21 protein-coding genes and 1 tRNA gene are annotated in these 22,452 nt (G+C 70.4%); 5 read left to right on the forward strand and 17 right to left on the reverse strand.

What is annotated here, in order from left to right; genetic code table 11:
- Positions 1-3: 3 nt before the first annotated feature.
- Genes ASE56_RS03790 through ASE56_RS03815 form a run of 6 tightly spaced genes read right to left on the reverse strand, consistent with a single transcriptional unit; the run spans position 4 to position 7,204 of the window.
- Positions 4-1,782: a serine/threonine-protein kinase gene (locus ASE56_RS03790; RefSeq protein WP_056225102.1), complete on the reverse strand. Its 1,779-nt coding sequence runs from the start codon at positions 1,780-1,782 to the stop codon at positions 4-6.
- Positions 1,779-3,233 carry a penicillin-binding protein 2 gene (locus ASE56_RS03795; RefSeq protein ID WP_056225106.1) on the reverse strand — a complete coding sequence of 485 codons (1,455 nt, stop codon included), beginning with the start codon at positions 3,231-3,233 and terminating at the stop codon, positions 1,779-1,781. The genes ASE56_RS03790 and ASE56_RS03795 overlap by 4 nt, the downstream gene beginning before the upstream one ends.
- Positions 3,234-3,282: 49 nt before the next feature.
- A complete protein-coding gene (locus ASE56_RS03800; protein WP_056225109.1) occupies positions 3,283-4,686 on the reverse strand; it encodes an FtsW/RodA/SpoVE family cell cycle protein in 1,404 nt (467 codons plus the stop codon).
- Entirely contained in the window at positions 4,683-5,921 is a 1,239-nt protein-coding gene (locus ASE56_RS03805) for a PP2C family serine/threonine-protein phosphatase (protein WP_056225112.1), read from the reverse strand. Before ASE56_RS03805 ends, ASE56_RS03800 begins: the two co-directional genes overlap by 4 nt.
- Positions 5,922-5,930: 9 nt before the next feature.
- Positions 5,931-6,470 carry an FHA domain-containing protein gene (locus tag ASE56_RS03810; protein WP_056225115.1) on the reverse strand — a complete coding sequence of 180 codons (540 nt, stop codon included), beginning with the start codon at positions 6,468-6,470 and terminating at the stop codon, positions 5,931-5,933.
- Positions 6,467-7,204, reverse strand: a complete 738-nt coding sequence (locus tag ASE56_RS03815) for a DUF3662 and FHA domain-containing protein (RefSeq protein ID WP_056225117.1) — start codon at positions 7,202-7,204, stop codon at positions 6,467-6,469. The genes ASE56_RS03810 and ASE56_RS03815 overlap by 4 nt, the downstream gene beginning before the upstream one ends.
- Positions 7,205-7,356: 152 nt before the next feature.
- Between ASE56_RS03815 and ASE56_RS03820 the strand changes: the two genes are divergently transcribed.
- A tRNA-Leu gene (locus ASE56_RS03820) sits at positions 7,357-7,443 on the forward strand.
- 57 nt (positions 7,444-7,500) lie between these two features.
- Here ASE56_RS03820 and ASE56_RS03825 read toward each other — a convergent pair.
- Both ASE56_RS03825 and ASE56_RS03830 read right to left on the reverse strand, forming a co-directional pair.
- Complete coding sequence (locus ASE56_RS03825) at positions 7,501-8,910, reverse strand: ferric reductase-like transmembrane domain-containing protein (protein ID WP_056225120.1); 1,410 nt, start codon at positions 8,908-8,910, stop codon at positions 7,501-7,503.
- An 86-nt stretch (positions 8,911-8,996) separates the two neighbouring features.
- Positions 8,997-9,920 (reverse strand): DUF368 domain-containing protein, encoded by a 924-nt coding sequence (locus tag ASE56_RS03830; RefSeq protein WP_056225123.1) that lies wholly within the window; start codon positions 9,918-9,920, stop codon positions 8,997-8,999.
- A gap of 176 nt (positions 9,921-10,096) precedes the next feature.
- Between ASE56_RS03830 and ASE56_RS03835 the strand changes: the two genes are divergently transcribed.
- Together ASE56_RS03835 and ASE56_RS03840 are read left to right on the forward strand one after the other, a co-directional pair.
- Positions 10,097-10,363: a GlsB/YeaQ/YmgE family stress response membrane protein gene (locus tag ASE56_RS03835; RefSeq protein ID WP_056225127.1), complete on the forward strand. Its 267-nt coding sequence runs from the start codon at positions 10,097-10,099 to the stop codon at positions 10,361-10,363.
- An 83-nt stretch (positions 10,364-10,446) separates the two neighbouring features.
- Positions 10,447-11,445 carry an endonuclease/exonuclease/phosphatase family protein gene (locus ASE56_RS03840; RefSeq protein WP_056225131.1) on the forward strand — a complete coding sequence of 333 codons (999 nt, stop codon included), beginning with the start codon at positions 10,447-10,449 and terminating at the stop codon, positions 11,443-11,445.
- Between the two features lie 190 nt (positions 11,446-11,635).
- Here the strand turns inward: ASE56_RS03840 and ASE56_RS03845 are convergent, their stop codons facing one another.
- Genes ASE56_RS03845 through ASE56_RS17480 form a run of 4 tightly spaced genes read right to left on the reverse strand, consistent with a single transcriptional unit; the run spans position 11,636 to position 14,704 of the window.
- Positions 11,636-12,313, reverse strand: a complete 678-nt coding sequence (locus ASE56_RS03845) for a response regulator transcription factor (RefSeq protein WP_056225133.1) — start codon at positions 12,311-12,313, stop codon at positions 11,636-11,638.
- Positions 12,310-13,614, reverse strand: a complete 1,305-nt coding sequence (locus ASE56_RS03850) for a sensor histidine kinase (RefSeq protein ID WP_056225135.1) — start codon at positions 13,612-13,614, stop codon at positions 12,310-12,312. Before ASE56_RS03850 ends, ASE56_RS03845 begins: the two co-directional genes overlap by 4 nt.
- A gap of 4 nt (positions 13,615-13,618) precedes the next feature.
- Positions 13,619-14,047, reverse strand: coding sequence for a GNAT family N-acetyltransferase (locus ASE56_RS03855; protein WP_056225139.1), 429 nt, complete (start codon positions 14,045-14,047; stop codon positions 13,619-13,621).
- Between the two features lie 48 nt (positions 14,048-14,095).
- Positions 14,096-14,704 carry a GntR family transcriptional regulator gene (locus ASE56_RS17480; RefSeq protein WP_056225143.1) on the reverse strand — a complete coding sequence of 203 codons (609 nt, stop codon included), beginning with the start codon at positions 14,702-14,704 and terminating at the stop codon, positions 14,096-14,098.
- 308 nt (positions 14,705-15,012) lie between these two features.
- On the opposite strand from ASE56_RS17480, the gene ASE56_RS03865 reads away from it, so the two are divergent.
- Positions 15,013-15,219: a cold-shock protein gene (locus tag ASE56_RS03865; protein WP_056225145.1), complete on the forward strand. Its 207-nt coding sequence runs from the start codon at positions 15,013-15,015 to the stop codon at positions 15,217-15,219.
- A 58-nt stretch (positions 15,220-15,277) separates the two neighbouring features.
- Here the strand turns inward: ASE56_RS03865 and ASE56_RS03870 are convergent, their stop codons facing one another.
- From ASE56_RS03870 to ASE56_RS03890, 5 genes are read right to left on the reverse strand one after another with little or no spacing between them, the layout of a single operon-like run.
- Positions 15,278-17,341, reverse strand: coding sequence for a bifunctional lysylphosphatidylglycerol flippase/synthetase MprF (locus tag ASE56_RS03870; protein WP_056225148.1), 2,064 nt, complete (start codon positions 17,339-17,341; stop codon positions 15,278-15,280).
- A gap of 60 nt (positions 17,342-17,401) precedes the next feature.
- Positions 17,402-18,598, reverse strand: coding sequence for a hypothetical protein (locus ASE56_RS03875; RefSeq protein WP_056225151.1), 1,197 nt, complete (start codon positions 18,596-18,598; stop codon positions 17,402-17,404).
- Positions 18,591-19,295, reverse strand: a complete 705-nt coding sequence (locus tag ASE56_RS03880) for an HAD hydrolase-like protein (RefSeq protein ID WP_056225154.1) — start codon at positions 19,293-19,295, stop codon at positions 18,591-18,593. The genes ASE56_RS03875 and ASE56_RS03880 overlap by 8 nt, the downstream gene beginning before the upstream one ends.
- A gap of 47 nt (positions 19,296-19,342) precedes the next feature.
- On the reverse strand, positions 19,343-20,041 hold the full coding sequence (nucS, locus tag ASE56_RS03885; RefSeq protein ID WP_056225157.1) for an endonuclease NucS: 699 nt from the start codon (positions 20,039-20,041) through the stop codon (positions 19,343-19,345).
- A gap of 9 nt (positions 20,042-20,050) precedes the next feature.
- Positions 20,051-21,307 (reverse strand): sugar MFS transporter, encoded by a 1,257-nt coding sequence (locus ASE56_RS03890; RefSeq protein WP_056225160.1) that lies wholly within the window; start codon positions 21,305-21,307, stop codon positions 20,051-20,053.
- A gap of 78 nt (positions 21,308-21,385) precedes the next feature.
- Here ASE56_RS03890 and ASE56_RS03895 point away from each other — a divergent pair, with 78 nt between their 5' ends.
- Positions 21,386-22,435, forward strand: coding sequence for a LacI family DNA-binding transcriptional regulator (locus ASE56_RS03895; RefSeq protein WP_056225162.1), 1,050 nt, complete (start codon positions 21,386-21,388; stop codon positions 22,433-22,435).
- The last annotated feature ends 17 nt before the right edge of the window (positions 22,436-22,452 follow it).

A 22,452-nucleotide genomic window follows, 5' to 3' on the forward strand; every position in this document is an offset into this window, starting at 1 on the left:
GAATCAGGGCTTGACGGTGGGAACCGCCGCGGGCGTCGCCGACGGCGAAGACGAGCTGCCGCCCGTGATCGTCGCCGACGCCTCGCCCGAGGGACCGGCCGTCCGGTCGCCGGCGCCCGAGCAGCTGACGGTGTACGTCACCCGCAGGGTCTGACCGGCGGCGTTGTTCACCGTCAGCTTCGCGTTGCGCGCGTCGGGCGCGAACACCGCGGTGGACTGTCCCGTGGCGTCGAAGGTGCCGTTGGTGGCGGTGAAGTTGTACGACGTGACCGACCCGGTGCCCGAGGGGCACGAGTACTGCTGCCACGAGACCTGGATGTCGCTGCCCGCCGTCACCGAGGTGCCGGGGAGGGTCGGCGTGCCGGGCGTCGAGAGCGGCGTCTCTTCGCCGTAGACCGTGACCTCGACGTTCGTTCCCCGGGGGTTGCTTCCCGTCGGGTTGACGACGTAGATCTTGCCGACCTGGTCAGCGCTTTCGGCCGCGTTCCCGGTGGTGCAGGTGGCGCCCAGGTTCGCGTTGCGGAGGGCCGTGCGCGCTTCGTCGCAGGTCTTTCCGATGAGGTTGAGCGCATCGACGTCGACGAGGGTGTTCGACGGGGTCGGAGTCGGGGACGGCGAGGACGGCCTGGGAGCCGGCGACGACGAGGACGCGGACGGGCTGGCGGGAGCTGCGTTCGAATCGCCCTGATTCGTCAGCAGCGTGACGAGCGTGCCGATCAGCACCAGCGCGAGCAGGGCGATCAGCGCGATCAGCGGCCACGTCCAGGGACTGCGCTTCTTCTTCTGCGGCGCGGGGTCTTCTTCGGTGTGCTCCTCGGTGAGGAGCGACGTCGCCGCCGCCGGGGCGGGCATGAGACGCGTGGTCGCCGAGGTCTGCCCCCCGGCCGTGAGCAGCTGAGTCGCGTCGTCGGCGAGGGCAGCTCCCGCCGCGATCGCGGGGACGGCGGCGGCCGCGGCCGCGAGGTCGCCGCGGCGCAGGGCTGTTGCGGCGCGTGAGACGGCGGCCGACGAGGCCGGACGGTCCTCGGGCTTCTTGGCGATCATCGCCATCACGAGGTTCTGGACCGGCTGCGCGACCGTAGGGGGCAGGGGAGCGGGCTGCTCGTTGATCTGCGCCATGGCGATCGCGACCTGCGACTCGCCTGTGAAGGGGCGCTTGCCGGCCAGGCACTCGTACGCGACGATTCCGAGCGAATAGGTGTCGGTCGCGGGCGACGCGGGGTGACCCGACGCCTGCTCGGGCGAGAGGTACTGCACCGTTCCCATGACCTGACCGGTCGCGGTCAGCGGCACCTGGTCGGCGATGCGGGCGATGCCGAAGTCAGTGATCTTGACGCGACCGTCGGGCGTGATCAGCAGGTTGCCCGGCTTGATGTCGCGGTGCACGAGGCCCGCGGCGTGCGCCGCCTGGAGCGCGGCGGCCGTCTGGGCGACGATGTCGAGGGTCTTGTCGGTGGAGAGGGAGCCGTCGCGCTCGAGGATCGTCGACAAGGCTTCGCCCGGGACGAGCTCCATCACGAGGAAGGCGCTGCCGTCCTCCTCGCCGTAGTCGAACACGCTGGCGATGCCTTCGTGGTTGACGAGGGCGGCGTGGCGCGCCTCGGCGCGGAAGCGCTCGAGGAAGCCCGGGTCGCCCATGTACTCGTCTTTGAGGATCTTGATGGCGACGGTTCGTCCGATGACGTGATCCGTTGCCTCCCAGACCTCGCCCATACCGCCGATCGCGATCCGCGAATCGAGCTCGTAGCGTCCTCCGAAGGTCACACCTTGCGTCGGTCTCATTTACCCAGCACCGCCTCCATGACCTTCTTCGCTATCGGGGCGGCGATCTCGTTGCCGCTCCCGTTCTGCCCCTGGCCTCCACCGTTTTCGACGACCACGGCGACGGCGACCTTGGGGTCTTCCGCCGGTGCGAAGCCGGTGAACCAGAGAGTGTAGGGACGGGAATCGTTCTCCGCCGTGCCGGTCTTACCCGCCACCGCGACCCCGTCTATTCTTGCATTCGATGCTGCGCCGTCCTGGACGTTCGCCGTCATCATGGTGACCATCTGGGCGGCGATCGAGGAGTCCAGAGCACGTCCGAACTCGCTGTTGCTCGCCTCGTCCTTCACCGAGAGGTTGGGCTCGATCACCCGATCGACCATCCGCGGGTTCATCACCACTCCATCGTTCGCGATGCCGGCCGACACCATCGCCATCTGCAGCGGGGTCGCGCGGACGTCGCCCTGACCGAAGCCGCTGAGGGCGGTCTGCGGAGCGTTCGGCGAGGCCGGGTAGGTCGACGGCGTGGACTCGAGCGGAAGGCTGAACGAGGTGTTGAACCCGTACTTCTCGGCCTCGGCGCGGATCGCGTCGTCGCCGAGCTCGACCGCGAGCTCGGCCATCGGGATGTTGCAGCTCAGCCGCAGCGCCGTCGCGATGGTCACGGTGTCGCCGCCGCCGCAGGTGCCGCCGCCGGCGTTGCTCACGACGTTCGTGGACTGGGGCAGCGTGTACGCGGCGAGGTTCGGGAAGGCCGAGTCGGGCGTGTACCGACCGGATGCCAGCGCCGCCGAGGCGACGACGAGCTTGAAGGTCGAGCCCGGAGGGTTGAGGTTGCCGCCGATCGCGCGGTTGTCCATCGGCTTCGACGGGTCGGCGACCAGCTGGTCGTACGCCGAGTTGACGGCATCCGTGTCGTGGGAGGCGAGGATGTTCGTGTCGTAGCTGGGCTTGGACACCATCGCCAGGATGCGCCCGGTCGAGGGCTCGATCGCCACGACGGCGCCCTGCAGGTCGCCGAGGGCGTCCCACGCGGCCTTCTGCACGTTCGGGTCGACCGAGAGCTCGACGTTCGAACCCCGTGGCGCCTGGCCCGTGATGGCGCGGTCGATGCGCGAGAAGAACTGGTTCGAATCGGACCCGCTCAGCACGCTGTTCTCGGCGGCCTCGATCTGGGTCTTCGCGTCGAGCACCGGGTTCATGTAACCGGTCACGGGCGCCCACATGTCGGCATCCGTGTACTGACGCTGCCAGCTGTAGACGTCGTTCGAGGGAACCGATGACGCGATCGCGGTGCCGCCGGCGATGATCGATCCACGCTGGATCTGGTACGAGTCGTACAGCGCACGCGTGTTGCCGGTGGTGTTGGTCAACGAGTTGGCCTGGGCGACCTGGATGATGCTCGTCGAGGCGAACAGGGCCAGGAACATCGCCAGCATGACGATGCTGAGGCGTCGGAGCTCTTTGGTCACGGTGCCTCCTCGGGAATCGGGGCGTCGACGGGGGCGAACGGGCGGGTCATCAGCCGATCACCACCCGGGGGCGGCTGCGCACCGCGTCGGAGATCCGCAGCAGGAACGCGACGATGATCCAGTTCGCGATGAGCGACGATCCACCGGCCGCGAGGAACGGGGTGGTGAGGCCGGTCAGCGGGATCACGCGGGTGACGCCGCCGACCATGATGAACACCTGCAGGGCGATCGTGAACGAGAAGCCCGTCGCGAGCAGCTTGCCGAAGTCGTCCTGCCCCGCGAGACCGATGCGGATGCCACGGCTGGTGAAGACCATGTAGAGCGCGAGGATCGCGAACAGGCCCACGAGACCGAGCTCTTCGCCGAGGCTCGGCACGATGTAGTCGCTCTGCGACAGCGGCGTGATGTACGGCCGGCCCTGACCGAGACCGGTGCCGAAGAGACCGCCGTGCGCGAGGCCGAAGATGCCCTGCACGAGCTGGTAGCTGCCGCCGTCGCGGTTGATGACCTCGGGGTCGAAGGCGCTCAGCCAGTTGGCGAAGCGCCCGTTGACATAGGGGAGGACCCGGGATGCCAGGAAGGCACCGCTCGCGACCAGCACCAGGCCGATGAGCACCCAGCTCGTCTTGCCGGTGGCGACGTAGAGCATCGCGACGAACATGCCGAAGATCAGCAGGCCCGTGCCGAGGTCGCGCTGCAGCACGATGATGCCGAGTGAGACGAGCCAGATGATCAGCACCGGGCCGAGTTCACGGGCGCGCGGCCACGTCATGAACAGGAACCGCGTGCCGGTCGAGGTGAGGCTCTCGCGAGTGCGGACGAGATAGCCGGCGAAGAAGATCGCCAGACAGATCTTGGCGAGCTCACCCGGCTGGAACGACACGAAGCCCAGCGACACCCACACGTCGGCGTTCTGGTCGGTTCCGAGGCCCGGGACGAAGGGCAGCAGGAGCAGCAGGATGCCGACGAGGCCGAACAGGTACGTGTAGCGGAAGAGCACCCGGTAATTGCGCACGAAGATCAGCACGGCGAGGGCTGCGACCATCGCGATGGCCGCCCAGGCGATCTGGCGGTTGCCCGTGGCATCCCACCCGCTCGCCTTGTCGGCGAGGTCGATGCGATAGATCATCGCGATGCCCAGGCCCGTGAGGACGGTGGCGATGGGAAGCACGAACGGGTCGGCATCGCGGGCGCGCAGGCGCAGCACCACGTGCATGATCAGCGCGAAGACCGCGGGGATCGCGGCGACCGACAGGTAACCGGCTTCGACGGTGTTGTTCACACCGAGCTGCACGAGGACGATGGCGCCGCCGTAGACGGCGATCGCGAACAGGAGCAGGCCGAGCTCGCGGTTGCGCTGCTTGGCGGGGACGCGGATCTTCTTGAGCGCGCGCATCACGGCCGTGTCGGTGGACACGGCGTCGCCCGATCGGGTGAGCTTCTGGTCGGTCATCCGCTTCCCTCCGCCGCGGGACGCAGGCGTTCGACGATCTTCTCCGCGTCGTTCAACGACGGAGCGGAGATGGTGGCCTGGACGGTCTGCCGATCGAAATCGGACAGCTCGGACAGGGGGATGTTCGTGTCCTGGTAGACCGTCGACAGCGAGATCGGACCGATGGACTGCTGGATGCCGCGGTAGATCACGACCGAGTCGCTGTCGGCGCCGACGTAGTAGAGCGTCTGCGTCCAGTTGTAGCCGGCGAACAGACCGACGCCGATGCCGGCCAGCACCAGGATCAGCGCGGCGAGCCAGCCGAAGCGGCGGCGGCGGGCGCGGCGACGGTCTTCTTCGATGAGCTCCTCGAGGAACTCGGCCGCCGGCTCGAAGTGGGTGGGCTCGTTGGCGACCTGGCGGGCGTGGTGCAGCCACCCCGACCGGCTGGGACGGGCGGCGGGCACGACGACGCCGCTGGGGTTGGACGCGGAGCCGACGATCGTGGGGGTTCCGATGAAGACCGGGTGCTGGCCGCCGACGTCGACGAGCACGACCGTCACGTTGTCGGGAGCGCCGCCGTCGAGCGCCTGCTTGAGCAGGGCGTCGGCCGTGCGCGCCGGGGGCATACCGAGGGCCAGCGTCTTGGCGGTGTGGGCGTCGTCGACGACGCCCGAAAGGCCGTCGGAGCACAGCAGCCAGCGGTCGCCGTCCTGCGTCGGCATGATGAAGCTGTCGACCTCGGGGTCGGGATCCATGTCGCCGAGTACCCGCATGAGCACCGAGCGCCGCGGGTGGTACCGGGCCTCTTCGGGCGTGATGCGACCCGAGTCGACCAGACGCTGGACGAACGTGTGGTCGGCGGTGATCTGCGTGAGCGTGTCGTCGCGGTACAGGTAGATGCGCGAGTCGCCGATGTGGCCGATGACGGCGTAGTCGTCGACCATGACGAGAGCGCTCACCGTCGTTCCCATGCCGGCCAGCTCGGGGCGGCGGGCCACGGTGTCGATGAGCTCCGCCGCCGTGTCGGCGAGGGAGTCGCGGATGGCGTGCTCGGCTTGGGCGGGGGAGCCGAAGGGCTGGTCGAGCTCGGTGAGGCGGCGGATCGCCAGGCTCGAGGCGACGTCACCGCCCGCGTGGCCGCCCATGCCGTCGGCGACCACGAAGAGGTTGGACCCGGCGTAGCCGGAGTCCTGGTTGTTGGAGCGCACCTTGCCCGTGTGGGAGATGGCGGCGCTCGAGCCCTGGAAGACCATGGAGGAGGGTTACTTCCTCAACTCGAACGTCGTCGCGCCGACCTTGATGGGAGCCCCCACCTTGACCTGCACCGGGGCCGCGACGCGGACGCCGTCGTGCGAGGTGCCGTTCGTGGAGTCCAGATCCTGCAGCATCCACTGCTCGCCCCAGAGGACGAGTCGGGCGTGGTGGCTCGAGGTGTAGTCGTCGCGGATGACCAGACCCGACTCGCTGGAGCGACCGATCGTCAGCGGCTCGGTGCCCAGGGGCAGCTCGAGGCCGGCCTTGGGACCGCTCGTGATGACGATGCGCGAGACGGCGGACGTGGTCGCCAGACCCCCCGTGGGCGCCGGGGCCGGAGGGGCGGGGCGCTTGACCTGCGTGGTCACGGCGTCAGGCGATGAGGTGGGGGCGGCTGCCGCCGGAGCGGGGGATGCCGTGGGCTCGGGAAGCTTGCGCACCTTGACGCCGAACAGGTCGGCGCGCAGCGAATAGACGACACCGAACACGAAGAACCACAGCAGGACGAGGAAGCCGCCCTGAAGAAGAAGGAGAGTCAACTGACTCATGAGAGGGGTCCCCGTTCCCGGACGTCGAAGATGCTCGTGGCGTCGGACGCCGAAGGGCGTCGCGGCGGCTGCGCCTGGGCGACCACACGGAACACGATATTGGTGCGGCCGATCGAGATCGTCGAATCGGGCGGAAGAGCGGCCTCCGAGACCTTGCGGCCGTTGAGGGTGGTGCCGTTGGTCGAACCGAGGTCGCGGACCATCGCGCGCTCGCCGTCCCACAGGATCTCGACGTGCTTGCGGCTCGTGCCGGCGTCGGGGATGGTGATGTCGGCGTCGCTGCCGCGGCCGATCACCGTGCGGGCAGCGGTCAAAGGGTGACGAGTGCCGTCGATGTCGACGACTCCGCGCCACGCAACCTGTCCCTCGGTGGTCTGCGAGTCGACACGGAGCGTGCCCGTCGACAGCGACCCGTCGCGTTCGATCGAGATCGCGACCGGACCGGCGAAGGAGTAGCCCTGCGTACGGGCGTGCTTCTTGACCAGAGTGTCGAGCTCGGACACCAGGGTCGAGCCCAGCGCGCTCATCTTCTCGTCGTCGGTGGGCGAGAGGCGCACCGCGAACGTGTTGGGCGCGAGGATGCGCTCACGCGTGACGACCACGGCCTTCTTGTCGAGTTCGCTGCGCAGAGCGGACGCGATCTCCACCGGCTGGATGCCACTGCGGAAGGTCTTCGCGAACGCACCGTTGACGGCGCGTTCGAGACCCTTCTCGAAACTGTCGAGTAGCCCCACGAGACTCCTTCAGGCAGGCAGACCAGTAGGCACATCGTAGTCAGCGCGGCTGGGGAGGTCATGGACGCGGGCTTCGGAGCCGCGTTTCGTGACGCGGTCGCGGCCGTGATATTCTCGGGAAGTTGGTCGCGTGGCATCCTGTGTCACGCAACGCGCGAGTGGCGGAATAGGTAGACGCGCTGGCTTCAGGTGCCAGTGCCCGCAAGGGCGTGGGGGTTCAAGTCCCCCCTCGCGCACCACAATGAGAAAGACCCCCGGGTTCGTCCGGGGGTCTTTCTCATTGTGGAAAGCAGTCGTCACACGAACTTCTCGACGTGGATCCGACGCTCGGGGAGGCCAGCGGCTCTCGCCTCGCCGACGACCAGGTCGGCCCAGTCGCCGGGACCGCAGACGAAGAGATCCGAGTCGAGCAGGTCCGGCAGGACGGCGAGGATCGAAGCTCCTCGGGTGACGGCATCCGCCGACATCCAGGACGACTGCCCGGAGGGACGCCGGCCGATCATCTCGACGACCGCGCCGCCGCTCTGCTCCACCAGCCTCTCCGTCTCGTCCCACAGGAAGACCTGCGATCGATCGGTGGCACGCAGGACGACGGTCGCCTCGCCCCGTGCCAGGTCGGTGTCCTCGAGCAGCGCCCGCGCGGGCGTGATGCCGATCCCGGCCGCGATGACGGCGAGGCGTGGGGCGGTGCGCGCGGCATCCGTGAAAACCCCGTACGGACCCGCGAACGACACCTTCGTTCCGGCCTTCAGTCGGGCGAGACGCTCCGTTCCTTCACCGAGTGCGCGCACGGTGAGGCGGGCCTCCGTGTCGGTCGGCACCGCGGAGAACGAGATCGGGTGCGCGTGCCACCAGGTGCGGCGACTCCAGAACCGCCAGATCGCGTACTGGCCCCCGCGCACACCGAGGCGCGACAGGTCGCGGCCCGAGAGGTAAATCGAGAAGACACCGGGGCTCAGCGGCTCGATAGCGGTCACGCGGAGCTGGTGTTGGTCGGTGGCGAGCAGCGGCGCGGCGAAGCGGAACCACGCGATCGATCCGAATGCCAGGACGTAGAGACAGATCCAGTAAAAGGTCTGCGGTGTGCTGCCGGAGAGCACCTGCCCCGCCGAGAGCTGATGCGGAACGGCGACGAGAACAGCGACGTAACTGAGCAGATGGATCGCGTGCCACACCTCATGGGCGAGACGGCGACGCACGACGACGAGAGAGGTCACGACGACGACGACCAGCAGACCCGTACCCAGCCACGCGAGCAGCATGTCGGCGCCGGAGAACAACGACAGTGTCTGGTGCCAGAGTGACAGACCGTCTCGCAGGGAGTATCCGACAATGATCAGGGCGCCGTGACCCAGGATGAGGTACACCGCGGGTTTGCCGAGGCGCCGGTGAAGCCGGATCGCAGCGTCCTGGCCGAACGTACGGTCCACCCAGGGGACGCGGGCGGCGAGCACGAGCATGACCAGCAGCAGATCGGTGCCGATGAGTCCCGTCACGATTCCCGCGGCCGTCACCGCATCGGCAGGATCGGCGATCTGCGCCGGTCGTCCCGATGCCAGGAACAGCATGACGGCGACGATCACCGAGACCCAGCAGGTTGCGATGAGGACGACGGCGGCCCGTTCTCGGCGCCGGGAGGAACGATTGCGGTCCCGGTGCGAGGTGCCCTCGAGCGTCGAAGGCGGGGGGCCGTCCTGTCGGATCATGCTGCTCACGGGGCGCCCTTCGACCCGCCGGGGAAAGCGGGCTTCTTCCAGTTTCGCACCCCCTGACCCGGACGGGACCCGCCGCGTCACGCCGACCCGCGACCTCGCGCCACCAGCGCCTGCATCGCCACCACGCCGAGCACGACGGCGGCGCCCGCCCCCGCGAGAAGCGCGATGACGCCCGCATCGGTGCCGGGCACCGAGGCCTGACCGAACTCGTCCTGCCAGGGCCAGAGCGCGCGGAGCGAGCCCAACATGAGTCCGGTCATCAGCGCGAGCATGAGGGCGTGGTGCCGGCGCAGCATCACGCGGAGCAGGTTGACGAAGAGGCTGAGGCCCACGACGGCGCCCAGGGCGAAGGCCGCGATGTACGGCAGGTCGCGTTCGTTGAGGGCCACGAGCGTCGTCTCGTAGAGGCCGAACACCAGCAGGAGGAAAGCCCCCGACAGGCCGGGTAGGACGAGGGCGCACACCGCGACCGAGGCCGCGAGGGCGACGATCACCAGCGGCGGCTCCGCGACGGTGGCCGTCGGCAGACCGGTCAGGGCGAACGCCGCAGCGCTCGCGACGAGCGCGATGAGACCGAGACGCCACGTCCAGCCTCGGCCGAGCATGCGGACGGGAATGAGGAGGGATGCCGCGATCATCCCGCCGAACACGGCCCTCGTCTCGGTCGGATACGCGGACACCAGCGGCGCCAGGACCCGGGCCCCCACGACGACGGCGACCACCATTCCGAGCAGCACCGGGGCGACGACACTCCAGCGCACGGCCCGGAAATGCGCGGCGGTTCGTGTCGCGCCTCGACCGCGCACGACGTCGGTGCTCGCGACGAGCCCGCGCACGATGTGGCTGGCCGCGTCGATCAACGTCGCGTACACCCCGACGATGAGGGCGACCGTGCCGCCGCTGACCCCGGGGACGACTTCCACCGCCCCGATGAGCGTGCCGCGCACGAGGTTTCCCAGGGGGCGCAGAGGTGAACGTCGGTCGGCAAGGGTGTCGGCCATTCGGACAACGCTATGCGAGACCGCCCGGGAATGCGATTCGCGCGGACGCGTGATCGCACCAGAAATGAGCGGCTTATGCAACCCACCCCGCAAATGTCGTTCCTGAGAGGAAGCTGGATGCAACGAGAGTCCCGCCTCGAGCGGGCATCGGTTCACACTCGCGAAAGGAACACATCATGGGATTCTTCGGATTTCTTCTCCTCGGCCTCATCGCCGGCGCCATCGCCAAGCTGATCCTCCCCGGAAAGCAGGGTGGCGGCTGGCTCATCACCCTGGTGCTCGGCGTCGTCGGCGCTCTGCTCGGCGGATTCCTCGGCAGTGTCCTGTTCAACGCCCCGCTGCAGGACTTCTTCTCGCTCCAGACCTGGCTCCTCGCCATCGGTGGTTCGATCATCGTTCTGCTGATCTACGGCCTCATCGTGGGTCGTCGCGCCGCGCGCTGATCGACGAGGAAAGGCCCGGGGCGATTGGACCGCGCCCCGGGCCTTTCCCTGTCTCCGGTCGTCCACCCGCTTTACTGGGCAGGATGCCGAAACACCGCCGCCTCCGCTTCCTCCTCGTTCTCGCGGGGGGATCGGTGGCGGCGTTTCTCGTGGTGTGGCCGCAAGGTGTCGGCATCCATCGTCTTCCTCTCATCGCGAATGCGATCTCGCTCCGTGCGCTGCTGGCCCTCGGATTCGGGGTTCTCGCGCTGCTGGTCGCCGGTGCGGCCGTGTGGCGCCGCCGATGGGGAGTGGCCGCGGCTCTCGCGATCGCGCTCGCCGCGGCATCCGTGGGCAACGGCGTCGTGCTGCTGACCCGCGGAGGGGGAGCTCCCGTGCAGCCGGGTGAGTTCACGGTCGCCGCCTGGAACACGTACGGAGGATCGGTCTCTCCCGAGACGATCGCGCGGATGGTGCGCGAGACCGAGGCCGATGTCGTCAGCCTTCCCGAGACCGATGCGATCGCGGCGGCCCAGGTCGTCGGCATCCTGGATCGAGAGGGCATTCCGATGACTCACGACACCGTGGCCGCTGCGCCGGACGGCGAGACCATCCCGACGTCGATCCTCATCTCGCGCGAACTCGGCGACTACGCCCTCGACGCCGGGGTCGGTTCGACCGTCGGCCTGCCGAGCGGCGTGTGGAGACCGGTCGACGGCTCTGGACCGATCCTCGTGGCCGCGCACCCCATGCCGCCGCTCCCGGGCGTCACCGACCGCTGGGAACGCGGGCTCGAGTGGATCGCTGGACGCTGCGCCGACAGCCAGGTCATCGTCGCGGGCGACCTCAACTCCACGGTCGATCACTTCAGCGGCTTCGGACGCGGGGGAGGACTGATCGGCGGATGCCGCGACGCTGCCGCCGACGCGGGCTCGGCCGCCGCGGGAACCTGGCCCGTCCGACTGCCGGTGGGGCTGGCGTCGCCGATCGACCACGTGCTGGTCGGCTCCGCGTGGCGCGTGAACGGCTTCGCCGTGCTCACCGACTTCGACGACGCGGGCAGCGATCACCGCCCCATCGTCGCGACGCTCAGCCGCGGCTGACCGCTCCGGGCAGGCACGGGCGCCTGCCGCGCGGGGCCGCCCCCAATACCCCGACCCCGCGCGGACGCGGCGGCGGAGCCTGCTCACGCCGTGGAAGCAGTCTTGCCCCGGTGCGCGCCCCCCGCGTGCGCGCGCCAGCCGGGGTCGCGGGGCGGCGCGGCACCCCGGTCGGCGATTTCATCCGATCGGACTACGCCCCGGGGCGCGGAAGGCCGTTGCGCGCTCCCCACAGCGCGAGCTGAGTGCGGTCGTCGAGGTCGAGCTTCCGCAGTGCCGACGCGGTCTGGCTGCGCACGGTGTTCACCGACACGCTCAGTCGCTTCGCGATGTCCTCGGTCGAGGTGACCCCGCTGCTGAGCAGCCCCACGACCCGACGCTCCGCCCCGGTCAACAGGGCGACCTGCTCGGGCTCGGCGGGGGTGCTGCGCGCTTCGCGGAGCTCGCGGATCACCCTCGGTGCGACGCGGGGCGAGATCGTGGCCGTACCCGCGGCCGCCCCGCGGATGACCGGCAGCAACTGGTCGCTGTCGTGACCCTTCAGCAGATACCCGCTGGCGCCGGCTTCGATCGCGTCGACGACGAATGCGTCCGAGACCTCGCTCGTCAGGAGGATGACACGGCATCCGCTCTGCTCATCGGCCGTGATCAGGCGCGTGGCTTCGATCCCGTTCATGCCGGGCATGTGCAGGTCCATGAGGACGACGTCCGCGCGCTCGGCGTGCGCGAGGACCACCGCGTCGCGACCGTTCGCGGCCTCTCCGGCCACGCGGATGCCCGTCGCGTTCTCGAGGCGGAGCCGGATCCCCCGGCGCACCGTGCGGTTGTCGTCGACGATGAGCACGCGGATGTCGGCGCCGGGCGTGATCACGGCGTCAGAACGCGGGTCGAGGCCTCTGAGGCGCTGAGCGGGGCCTCCATGATCACAGCCCAGCCGCCCGTCGAGACGGGACCGGCGGTGAGAGTGCCGTGCAGCAGGTCGACGCGCTCCGCCATTCCCGCAAGTCCCCATCCGAGCCCGGTCGGAAGATCGGATGCCACGGCCGCTCGCCCGGGTTCGTTGCCGACGGCCACACGGATCGATGTCGGCGCCACGCGCACGTCAACCGACACGCGAGCGCCGGGGGCGTGCTTGCACGCGTTCGTCAGCGCCTCCTGCACCACGCGGTAGGCGGTGGTGGAGACCATCGCGGGCAGGTCGTCGACCCCGGCGTGAACGCGGACGACGATGTCCATCCCGCGTGACGACCAGTAGTCGAGCAGCGCGTCGAGCGAGCGGAGGTCGAGGGTCGGGTCGGCGCGCGCATCGCTCTCGGCACGCAGGTCGCGCAGGGCCGCGTAGAGGCTGGCCGACGCGAAGCGTCCTTCGGCGCGCATCTCGGCGATGAGGGTCGCGGCCTGGGCGGCGTCCAGGCCGTCGATGTCGACGGCCGCGTCGGCCAGAGACAGCAGGCCGGCGAGGTGTTGTCCGGCGACGTCGTGCAGCTCCTGGGCGATGCGGGCGCGCTCCCGCGTTCTCGCGCGTTCGAGATCGGCTTCGTGCTCGGCGGCGGCTGCGGCGAGCTCCGCGCGCGCACGACGCAGGCCGGACATGCGCCTCGCCCACCAGATGCCGAGCGCCGCGGCGCCCGCCACCGGGGCGGCGAACGCGAGCCCCGCGCTGAGGACGAAGCTCCACGCGATCGCCGCTGGCGCCCCGGTGGAGGTCGACCACAGGGCCAGGATGCCGACGGCTGCGCCGATCACCACGACCGTCCAGAGGATTGCGACGGCCGCGCGCCGCTGCGCGGCGAGGAGGAAGACGGATATCCCCACCACCAGGGGGAGGGCCCCCAACCACCGCGGGATGTCGAAACCGGCGACGAGGGCGAGGTAGCACGCGGCCGTGCCCAGGGCGGCGACGACCGGGAAACGGGGAGACAGCAGAAGGAACGCGCTCTGCGCCGCGCACCCGGCGATCACCAGGGCGATGACCACGCCGAAGGGGATGCGGTAGTCCCAGACCACGTCGCCCTGCAGGATCGTCGCGAGGGGATCCGACAGGGACTGGACGACGGTGACGACGAACACGATGACGACGAACGCCGTCATGACGCGAGGACGGCTCAGGATGCGGGTGAAGCCCTCGGCATCCGCCGTGCGGGGGTTCGGTTGTTCGTCACTCGTCGGCACCGCGTCACTCTAACGTCGGCGGCAACACGTAGACCACGTCGTCGCCGTCGCGCTCGTGCTCGACGAAACCGATGCGGGCCAGGACCGCGTGCGAGGGCTGATCGTCGACGGAGACGCACGCGTAGAGGGGACGCTCGGCCTCGTGCGACGTGAGCAGCCGCAGCGCTTCGGTCGGAGCGTCGTCGTGCGCCGAGGGCGAGACCGCGAGCAGGATCTCGCGCTCCCCGTCGATGTCGAGAGCGGCGGCGAGCCCGACCACCACGTCGTCCTCGACGATGACGTGCGCGTCGACCTTCGCGTCGTCGCTCCAGCGGTCGAAGGCCGCCCGATCGTCGAACGCGGCGCGCGGCCACGCGGAGGTGCTCGCCGACACCGCACGGAAAGCGGCATCCCGGTCGTCGTCCTGAAGGGCTCGCAGCTCGATGTGGGGCATGGCGTCACGCTAACGGGAGCGGGGGAGCGGGCCACCGCTCTTGTGCGCTCAGGCGAAACCGTGCAGGGCGAGGAAGGTCCACGTGGCGCCGTTCGTGTCGCGACGGGCGATCTGCTCGTGCAGATGGTGGAACAGGGTGTCGCGCGTGCCGTCGTCGACGCTCATCCAGCCCTCGAGATTGCGACGCAGCACGAGATCGATCTGCACGAAGGTCTTCTGGAAGACGACATTGCGCGAAATGGCCACGAGGTGCGAAGCCAGGGCCATCATCGCGTTCACGTATTCGGGCGAGCTTTCGGCGGAATGCAGCTCTTCGACGATGCGCGCCGTTTCGACGAGTTCGTCGTCGGAGCAGCGGGGCAGGGCCACGTGCAGGACGGCGGCGATCGTGTGCGCGGCGTACTCGCGCATGTCGTTGCGAGCGCGGTCGGTCAGGGCGGCCACGCGGGTGTACCGGTTCGCCGCGACTTCGACCAGCCCGATGCGCTCCAGCCTCTGCAGAGCCTCCCGCACCGGAGTGCGGGATATGCCCATGAGCGTCGCCAGCTCGATATCCCGCAGCCGGTCACCCGCCTGGAGCCGACCGTCGACGATCGCCTCGCCGAGGGCCCTATAGGCCTCGTCGACGAGGGCGGAAGCACGCCGACGACTATCCATCAGCCGGATTTTACGGCCCTCGGTTACCACAGCACATGGCCAGAACTTGCTGATTCTTCGTTTTCGTGTCGCGCGCGGGCCTCTGCGCCGGTAAAGTGATCGCCGTCACGCCTCGCGTGACATATCCGGGGGGATCCGTCGACGCCCGGGCTTCGAGCTTGCTCAGCCCGGGCGTCGTATGGGCTTACGGCGTATGACGCCGCGCAACGTTTGTGTCACGGACCCGTGCGCGAGAAGAGTCCGGCCGTTACCGTGAAGGCACAGACCGGCGCGCTCGGCGCCGGCTCAAGCGGAAAACGGCACAACGAATGAGCACGCAGGGCACGGTCAAGTGGTTCAACTCCGAAAAGGGCTTCGGCTTCATCGCCCCCGATGACGGCAGCCAGGACGTCTTCGCGCACTACAGCGCGATCCAGTCGGGCGGTTACCGCTCGCTCGAAGAGAACCAGCGCGTCGAGTTCGAGGTCGCCCAGGGCCCCAAGGGCCTGCAGGCGGAGAACATCCGCCCCCTCTGACCTTCTTCGGCTCCGGCCGGTCGGGCCCCGGGCGCGTTCTTCGCGTTGGCCGGGGCCTTCAGCGTTCGTGGCGCACGAGGTCGACCCCCGCAGCGGCGAACTGGCCCAGCGTCGCGTGCGGAAGGAACGCTCGCGTGAGGGCGGCGCCGATGCGGGTGAGATCCGCCTCGTCGCGGTAGAGCAGGTACATCGTCTCGTAGCGCGGGTGGAACTTCTGCTTGAACCGGTGCAGCGAGGCGAAGCCGTAGACGGGCTCGAGCATCGCGGCCATGCGCTCCTGCAGATCGGCGATGGCGCCGGCATCCGCGGGATACTTATGCGCCAGCGGAGCACCCGACAGGGACATGATCTGCGCCCCCTCCGCGGAGAACTCCCGGGCGGACGCACCGATCAAGAACTCCATCACGGGCCCGAAACCGCCGTCGCGCCGGCGCATCAGGTCGAGCGTCCACCCGCGGATCCCGCCCTTGCCGTAGATCGGGAGCCACGACAGGAAACCGTCGACGTCGCCCTGCGGTGACACCGCCAACGCGAGGCGCACCTCGGCATCGGCCGCCTCCTGCAGCGTGCCCAGGGTGAAGCCCATCTCGGGCAGCCCCTTATCGCCCACCCAGCTCTCGGAGATCGCGCGAAGCTGCTGGCGCACGCCCCAGGTCTCGTCCGAGAGTCTCGACAGGCGGAACGTCATGCCCTCGCGCTCGCCGCGGTTGAGCGAGGTGCGCACCGCGCCCCACGCCTTTCCGGTGAACTGCAATCCCGGAAGATCGACCACGGTGTCGTCGGCGACGACGATGCGCCGCCAGTCGCCCGGAACGGCGTCGGCCGTGGTGTCTCCGGCGCTGAAGAAGCACGGCGCGAGACCCGCGGCCTCGGCGGCGTCGATGAACGAGCGGACGGTCCGATCGCGGGAGGACGGGGGGCCGAGCGGATTCCCGAGCGCCAGGGCCACCCCGGAGCGTCGCTGGTAGGCCACGATTCCGCGGCCGAAGCGGGCGTACGACATGCCGTCCCACGTCGTCATCCACGACAGTGTGCCCCCGCCGCTCGCGTGCAACTCCTTCTTCACGTCCTCTACGGTCGGCGCAGGCGTTTCCCCGAGCGCCGCGCGCGGCCGGGCGCGGAACGCGGCCCGCACGAGGAAGAAGTACACGGATGCCACGAGCCACAGCGCCGACGAGGCCAGAACGCTGGTGAAATCGGCATCCAGATCCGCTTCGACCCCGGTGAGGCCCACCAGGAGCAGGACGGCGAAGAGGAGGACCACGAGCAAGAGGTTCAGGGCGCTGTAGAGCATCACGACGACCCACGCCCAGCGGCGGCCGCGGCGCAGGGCGGTTGCCACCACGAGGACGACGAGCGTGTTGACGGCGACGTCGATCCACGAGCCCGAGGTCGCCGCCGACGAGCCGAACGGACCGGTCATCGGGGCGACGTACCCGAGGATCTCGAACGCGCCGAGGGCGCACAGCACCACGAAAGCGATCAGGCGCTGCTCGCGGACGCTCACGCGCTGAGGGCGCAACGACCGGTCGACACCGAGCACGAGGGCGACGGCGAGGACGCGCTCGAGGTCGGGGAGCGAGCCGTAGTAGAGGAACGTGAGGGCCAGACCCGCGATCATGACCGTCCAGCCGCGCAGGCGCCACGGCGAGGGGAGCAGCGCGAGAGCGGCGGCGAGACACGCGAAGACGCCGCCGGACGGACCGACGTCGAGGGCCATGGCCTGCTGCTGAGCCCACGGCCACGGCAGGAAGGCCGCCACCCAGAGGAGCAGCGACGCGGCGAAGATCGAGAAGAGCTGTCCCACGGTGAAGTACGCGGCGGCGACGCGGGTGCCGCGGCGCACCTCGAGGAAGCCCATCCCGACGAGCGTCGGGATGCCGACGAGATACAGCCAGGGCGCACCGACCACGAACGTGCCGGTGACCGGCGTCCACCAGCGACCGGCCTCGAGGGCGGGAAGGCCGTAGGCGAGCGAGGCGAAGGCGTCAGAGGCCGCGAACGGGCTCCAGAGGGCGCCGGTGGCGACACCGACGACCACGAGGATGCCGACCAGGACGAGCGTGGCCGGTAGTCGGCGCGCGAGGTGCGTCGCCCGTCGGAACGTCGAGTTCTCCGCCATGCCGCTCACGATAGGGCACGGTCGACCCGCCCGTGGGGAGCAGGTGCGGCGGGCGGCGGCTCAGGCCACGGGATCGGAGACGGCGTGCCACCCGGCACGCGCGTGGGCGAGGGCTTGCTCCGCATCGGTCGCCGCCCGAGCCGCGGCCAGCTGCCGACGCGCGTCCTCGAGGCGCAGTCGTTCGCCGATCGCGGCGGTGGACCCGCGTGCCTCGGCGGCGGCCAGAGCGGCGCGCGCGCACGCGAGGGTGCCGGGGAGGGCGGCACGAGCGGCCTCGAGACGCTCGCGGGGGCTCATCGCGTCGCCGAGGGCGTCGTCGCGCGTCTCGCGGACCCGGGCGACGGTCGCGATCGCCCACCGCGGCCGACGGACGGCCTCCGCGGCGGCCAGGTCGAGGTCGCGCGCCGCAGCGCGCAGACGGTCGAGGGCGTCGGGTGCCGCTTCGGCCGGGCGGCGGGATGCCGACGCGGTCGCCGCCTCGATCTCGGCCCGCGCGGCAACGAGTTCGGCGTCCGCGTTCTCGGCCGCCTGCAGGGCGATGCGATGCGCGTCTTCGACGGCGCGCAGCTGCCGTTCGGCGCGCAGGAGCGCGGCGGTGGCCGCGACGAGGTGGCCCCCATCGGGCTCGGAGGCCGCGCGCTCGAGGGCGTCGTCGACCTCACGGAGGGCGTCGGATGCCGCCCGCGCGGCCGTCTCGGCATCGTCTCGGTCTTCGCGCGTGAAGCGATCGCGCAGAGCGGTCACCAAGGGCTCGGGGTCGCCCGTCGTCTCGATCAGCTCGTCGCGTCGACGGCGGGTGAGCTCGAGGAGGTCGGCCGGGGTACGGTGCGCCCGCGCCCACTCCTGCAACTGCTCCCGAGTGCGCTCGACTCGTCGGATCTGATCGTCGAACCCGGCGCGCAGTCTGCGCGCGTCGTCGGCGCGCCGGGCCGCGACGCCCGTGTCGGCCTCGAGCCGCGAGAGGTCGGCGAATCCGCGGTCGCGCGCCCGGACGGCCGCCGCGCGGGCTCGGCGGAGATCGGCCGGCTCGTCCGCGGCGTCCATCGCATCGACGGCGCGGAAGGCCACGTCGAGCCGGGACACAGCGTCATCCAGACGCAGGAGCGCCTCGCCCGCTGCGGTCACGGCCCGGGCAGCCGTCGCGCGCGCCCGCGGGGAGCGACGAGAGAACCGCACGGCGATCACGATCACCCCGACGACCAGGGCCGCCACGAGGAGGGCGACCGCCGCGGGGATCACCCCCTCGAGCTCAGACACCGGCGGAGGCGTCCGATTCCGACGAGTCGTCGACCAGCAGGAGGGCGCGGAGCTGGTCGACGTCGTCGACGGCGGCCTGGGCGCCGTCCGCCTCGTGGGGCCAGCTGAAGCCCCAGCGCACGAAGATCACCGGCACCCCGGCATCCGCCCCTCCCTCGACGTCGTGGTGTCGATCGCCGATGAGGATGGGGCGCGAGGTGTCGGCTCCGGCGGCCTCGAGGCGGCGCAGCGCCTCGCGCACGACGTCGGCCTTGGTGCTCAGGGTGCGCTCGTCGAGGGTGGCGCCGACCATGGCCTCGAGGGAGGGGGCGAGACCGAAGTGGTCCATGAGGGCGACGACCTGCACCTCGGGCTTCGAGCTCGCCGTCGACTGCGGGATGCCCGCCGCGTGCAGCTCGTGCACCAGTTCGCCGACACCCGGGTAAAGGCGCGCGCTGACCGTGTAGCCCTCGCTCTTGTTCAGCCCGCGGTAGAAGGTGACGGCTTCGGTCGCCTGCTCGGGGGTCATGCCCACGTTCACCTGGAACGACTCGTACATCGGCGGACCGATCCAGCGCGACAGCTCTCCGCGCACCGGGGGCGTCCGCCCGAAGTGCTCCAGCGTGATGGTCAACCGGCGGAGGATGCCCTCCGATGCGTCGACGAGGGTTCCGTCGACGTCCCACAGGACGCAGGAGAAGGGAGAGCGTGCAGACATGCGTCCACGCTACCGGCGCGGCATCCGCCCGGCTCGCTCCGGCGCGGTCAGAACAGGCGCGGAGCGCCCGACTGCACGCCCTTCATCTCGTCGTAGTCGAGGACCAGGCACCGGATGCCGCGATCGGTGGCGAGGACGCGGGCCTGCGGCTTGATCTCCTGCGCGGCGTAGACGCCCGTGACGGGCGCCAGCAGGGGGTCGCGGTTGAGGAGCTCGAGGTAGCGCGTGAGCTGCTCGACGCCGTCGATGTCGCCGCGGCGCTTGACCTCGATCGCCACCGTTCCCTTGCCGTCGTCGTTGCGCAGGAGCAGGTCGACGGGGCCGATCGCGGTGGGGTACTCGCGGCGCACGAGGGTGAGGTTCTCGCCGACCACCGAGACCTGTTCGGCCAGCAGCCGCTGCAGGTCGGCCTCGACGCCGTCCTTGATCAGGCCCGGGTCGATGCCGAGGTCGTGGGCGGTGTCGTGGATGACCTCGTGGATGCGCACCAGCAGCGCATCACCGGTCTTCGCATGGGTGACGCGCCACCGCTCGATCACGCCGTCTTCGACGTCGACCTCGTCGGGATGTTCGAGGGTGAGCGAGCACGGCGGGCTCATCCAGTTCAGCGGCTTGTACGAGCCGCCGTCGGAGTGCACCAGCAGACTGCCGTCGTTCTTGTGGACGAGCAGGCGGGTGGCGAGGGGGAGATGCGCGTTGAGGCGGCCGGTGTAATCGACGGAGCAACGGGCGATGACGAGACGCACCCACTCAGCCTAATTGCGCCCCGCCGCGTCGCGTCGCGCGGGCTCGGCCTCCGCCTTCTCGGAGGCGACGAGCGGCTTGGCCGCGCCGGAGAAGAGTCCGGATGCCACGATCAGGCCGACCACGATGAGCAGGGTGTTCAGCAGGCCGATGTGGTCGCCGATCCATCCGAGGATCGGGGGACCGCAGAGGAAGGCGACGTAGCCGATGGTGGCGGCCGCGGCCACGCGGGAGGCGGCCTTGGCGGGGTCGTCGGCGGCGGCGGACATGCCGATCGGGAAGCCCAGCGAGGCGCCGAGTCCCCACAGGGCGGCGCCCACGAAGACGAGCGGGCCGTACGGGGCCAGGATGAACAGCAGCAGGCCCGCGGCGGCGGTGCCGGCGAGCACCCGCAGGACGAGCACGCGCCCGAGGCGATCGACGACGGGACCGCCCGCGATGCGGCCGACCGTCATGGCGACGGAGAACACCGCCAGCACCGCCGGCCCCGCCTCTTCGGGCGCGCCGTGGCCGTAGACCACCGCGGAGGGCAGCCAGTCGTTCGCGCTGCCCTCGGCGAAGGCCATGCCGAGCATGATGACGCCGAGCGTGTAAGTGCGCGGCTCGCGCCAGGCCTGCAGCGACACCGAGAGGCGCTCGCGCCAGTGGGCGCGCTCCTCATCGGCGGGGGCGTCCATCGCGACCTCTGCCCGCGGCACGTTCGCGACCGACACGAAGGCCACCACGATGATCACGACCCCCATCGCGACGCAGTGGGCGATCACCGGGATGCCGAGGCTCACCGCGACGAAGCCGAGGCCCGCTCCGATGACGGTGCCGAAGCTGAAGAAGGCGTGCAGCAAGGGCATGATCGTGCGCCCGGTGGCCTTCTCGAGGGCCGCTCCCTCGACGTTCATCATCACGTCGACGGCGCCGTTGCCGAATCCGAAGAGCGCGAGGCCCACCAGGGCGACGGCGAAGAGCTGCAGGGAGTCCGCCCCGAAGCCGATGATCATGAGCCCGATGCCGACGAGCAGCAGGGCCACGAGCATTCCGCGGCGCGCGCCGATGCGGGCCATCACGGCCGGGGCGATCGACAGACCGATGATGGATGCCACGCCCATGCCCAACAGCAGGAGCCCGACGCCGGAGTTCTCGATGCCGAGCGATTCGCGGATCGCGGGCACCCGCGACGCCCAGGTGGAGATGCTGAGCCCGCTCGCGAGGAAGATGGCGCAGATCGCGATGTGCCAGCGGACGAGCTGGGATCGGGTGAGCGTCGAGTGCATGTCGACACTGTACCGAATCGATTCGACGCATATCGAATCGATTCGGCAAGGCGCCCGGTCGGCAGGTACGATCGGCCCGTGAGCACCCGTCGCGCGACCATCAGCGATGTCGCCCGTGAGGCCGGCGTCTCGGCGTCGACCGCCTCGGTGGTGTTCAGCGGCAAGACGCCCACCTCGCAGGCGACCCGGGCCCGCGTGCTGGCCGCCGCCGAGAGCCTGGGCTACACCGGACCGGATCCGCGCGCGGCCTCGCTGCGTCGCGGACGCTCGGGCATCGTCGGCGTGGTCTTCGACCAGCACCTCGGGACCGCGTTCCTCGATCCCGTGACCACCCACATGATGGACGGACTGGCCGACGGCGTCTCGCGCCTGGGCGCCGCGCTCCTGCTGCTGCGCGACGACGGCGAGACGGTGAGCGAACCCTCGCTGCACACCGCCCCCATCGACGCCGCCGTGCTGATCGGCTGCAGCCCGCGCATGCGCGATTCGCTCGAGATCGTCCGAGGCCGCGGCATCCCGGTCGTGGTCGTCGAGGGCGACGCGGGTGAGGGCGTGCCGCAGGTGCTGCTCGACAACACCGAGGCCCAGCGCGCGGCCGCGCGCCACCTGTCGGCGCTCGGCCATCACGACGTCGTCATCGTCACCCTCCCTACCGATACCGCTCGTCGACGCGGCTGGATCGCCGACGACGCCGAGGTGCGCGTCGACGTGACCGCCGACCGTCTGGCCGGAGCCCGCGCGGTGTTCCCCGACGCGCCCGCGGTGGCCGCCGCCACCAGTTCGATCGACGAGGGCACCATCGCCGGTCGGGCGATCTTCGCCGATCCCGACCACCGCCCGACCGCTGTCATCGCGCAGAGCGATCTGCTCGCGGCCGGGGTGATCCGTGCGGCCGAAGAGGCGGGGCTCCGCGTCCCCGATGACGTGAGCGTCACCGGATTCGACGGCGTGGTCGTCGACGGCCTCGCCCCGCACGTGCTGACCACGCTCGTCCAACCCGCCACCGCCAAGGGTCGGGCGGCCGGTGAGGCGGTCGCCGCGATGCTCGAGGACGAGACGCCCTCGGGGCTCGACCTGCGGTGCACCTTCCGCGAGGGGACCACGACCGCTCCGCCGCGTACCACATGAGCCGACGGGTGCTGGGA

Origin of the sequence: Microbacterium sp. Leaf203, assembly GCF_001421275.1 — a bacterium.
GTDB lineage: Bacteria > Actinomycetota > Actinomycetes > Actinomycetales > Microbacteriaceae > Microbacterium > Microbacterium testaceum_A.

Excerpts from the sequence above, each read along its gene's own strand:
- ASE56_RS03790 (WP_056225102.1), bottom strand. The coding sequence starts at position 1,782 with ATGAGACCGACGCAAGGTGTGACCTTCGGAGGACGCTACGAGCTCGAT.
- ASE56_RS03800 (WP_056225109.1), bottom strand. The coding sequence starts at position 4,686 with ATGACCGACCAGAAGCTCACCCGATCGGGCGACGCCGTGTCCACCGAC.
- ASE56_RS03805 (WP_056225112.1), bottom strand. The coding sequence starts at position 5,921 with ATGGTCTTCCAGGGCTCGAGCGCCGCCATCTCCCACACGGGCAAGGTG.
- ASE56_RS03810 (WP_056225115.1), bottom strand. The coding sequence starts at position 6,470 with ATGAGTCAGTTGACTCTCCTTCTTCTTCAGGGCGGCTTCCTCGTCCTG.
- ASE56_RS03825 (WP_056225120.1), bottom strand. The coding sequence starts at position 8,910 with ATGATCCGACAGGACGGCCCCCCGCCTTCGACGCTCGAGGGCACCTCG.
- ASE56_RS03830 (WP_056225123.1), bottom strand. The coding sequence starts at position 9,920 with ATGGCCGACACCCTTGCCGACCGACGTTCACCTCTGCGCCCCCTGGGA.
- ASE56_RS03835 (WP_056225127.1), top strand. The coding sequence starts at position 10,097 with ATGGGATTCTTCGGATTTCTTCTCCTCGGCCTCATCGCCGGCGCCATC.
- ASE56_RS03840 (WP_056225131.1), top strand. The coding sequence starts at position 10,447 with ATGCCGAAACACCGCCGCCTCCGCTTCCTCCTCGTTCTCGCGGGGGGA.
- ASE56_RS03855 (WP_056225139.1), bottom strand. The coding sequence starts at position 14,047 with ATGCCCCACATCGAGCTGCGAGCCCTTCAGGACGACGACCGGGATGCC.
- ASE56_RS17480 (WP_056225143.1), bottom strand. The coding sequence starts at position 14,704 with ATGGATAGTCGTCGGCGTGCTTCCGCCCTCGTCGACGAGGCCTATAGG.
- ASE56_RS03865 (WP_056225145.1), top strand. The coding sequence starts at position 15,013 with ATGAGCACGCAGGGCACGGTCAAGTGGTTCAACTCCGAAAAGGGCTTC.
- ASE56_RS03870 (WP_056225148.1), bottom strand. The coding sequence starts at position 17,341 with ATGGCGGAGAACTCGACGTTCCGACGGGCGACGCACCTCGCGCGCCGA.
- ASE56_RS03880 (WP_056225154.1), bottom strand. The coding sequence starts at position 19,295 with ATGTCTGCACGCTCTCCCTTCTCCTGCGTCCTGTGGGACGTCGACGGA.
- ASE56_RS03890 (WP_056225160.1), bottom strand. The coding sequence starts at position 21,307 with ATGCACTCGACGCTCACCCGATCCCAGCTCGTCCGCTGGCACATCGCG.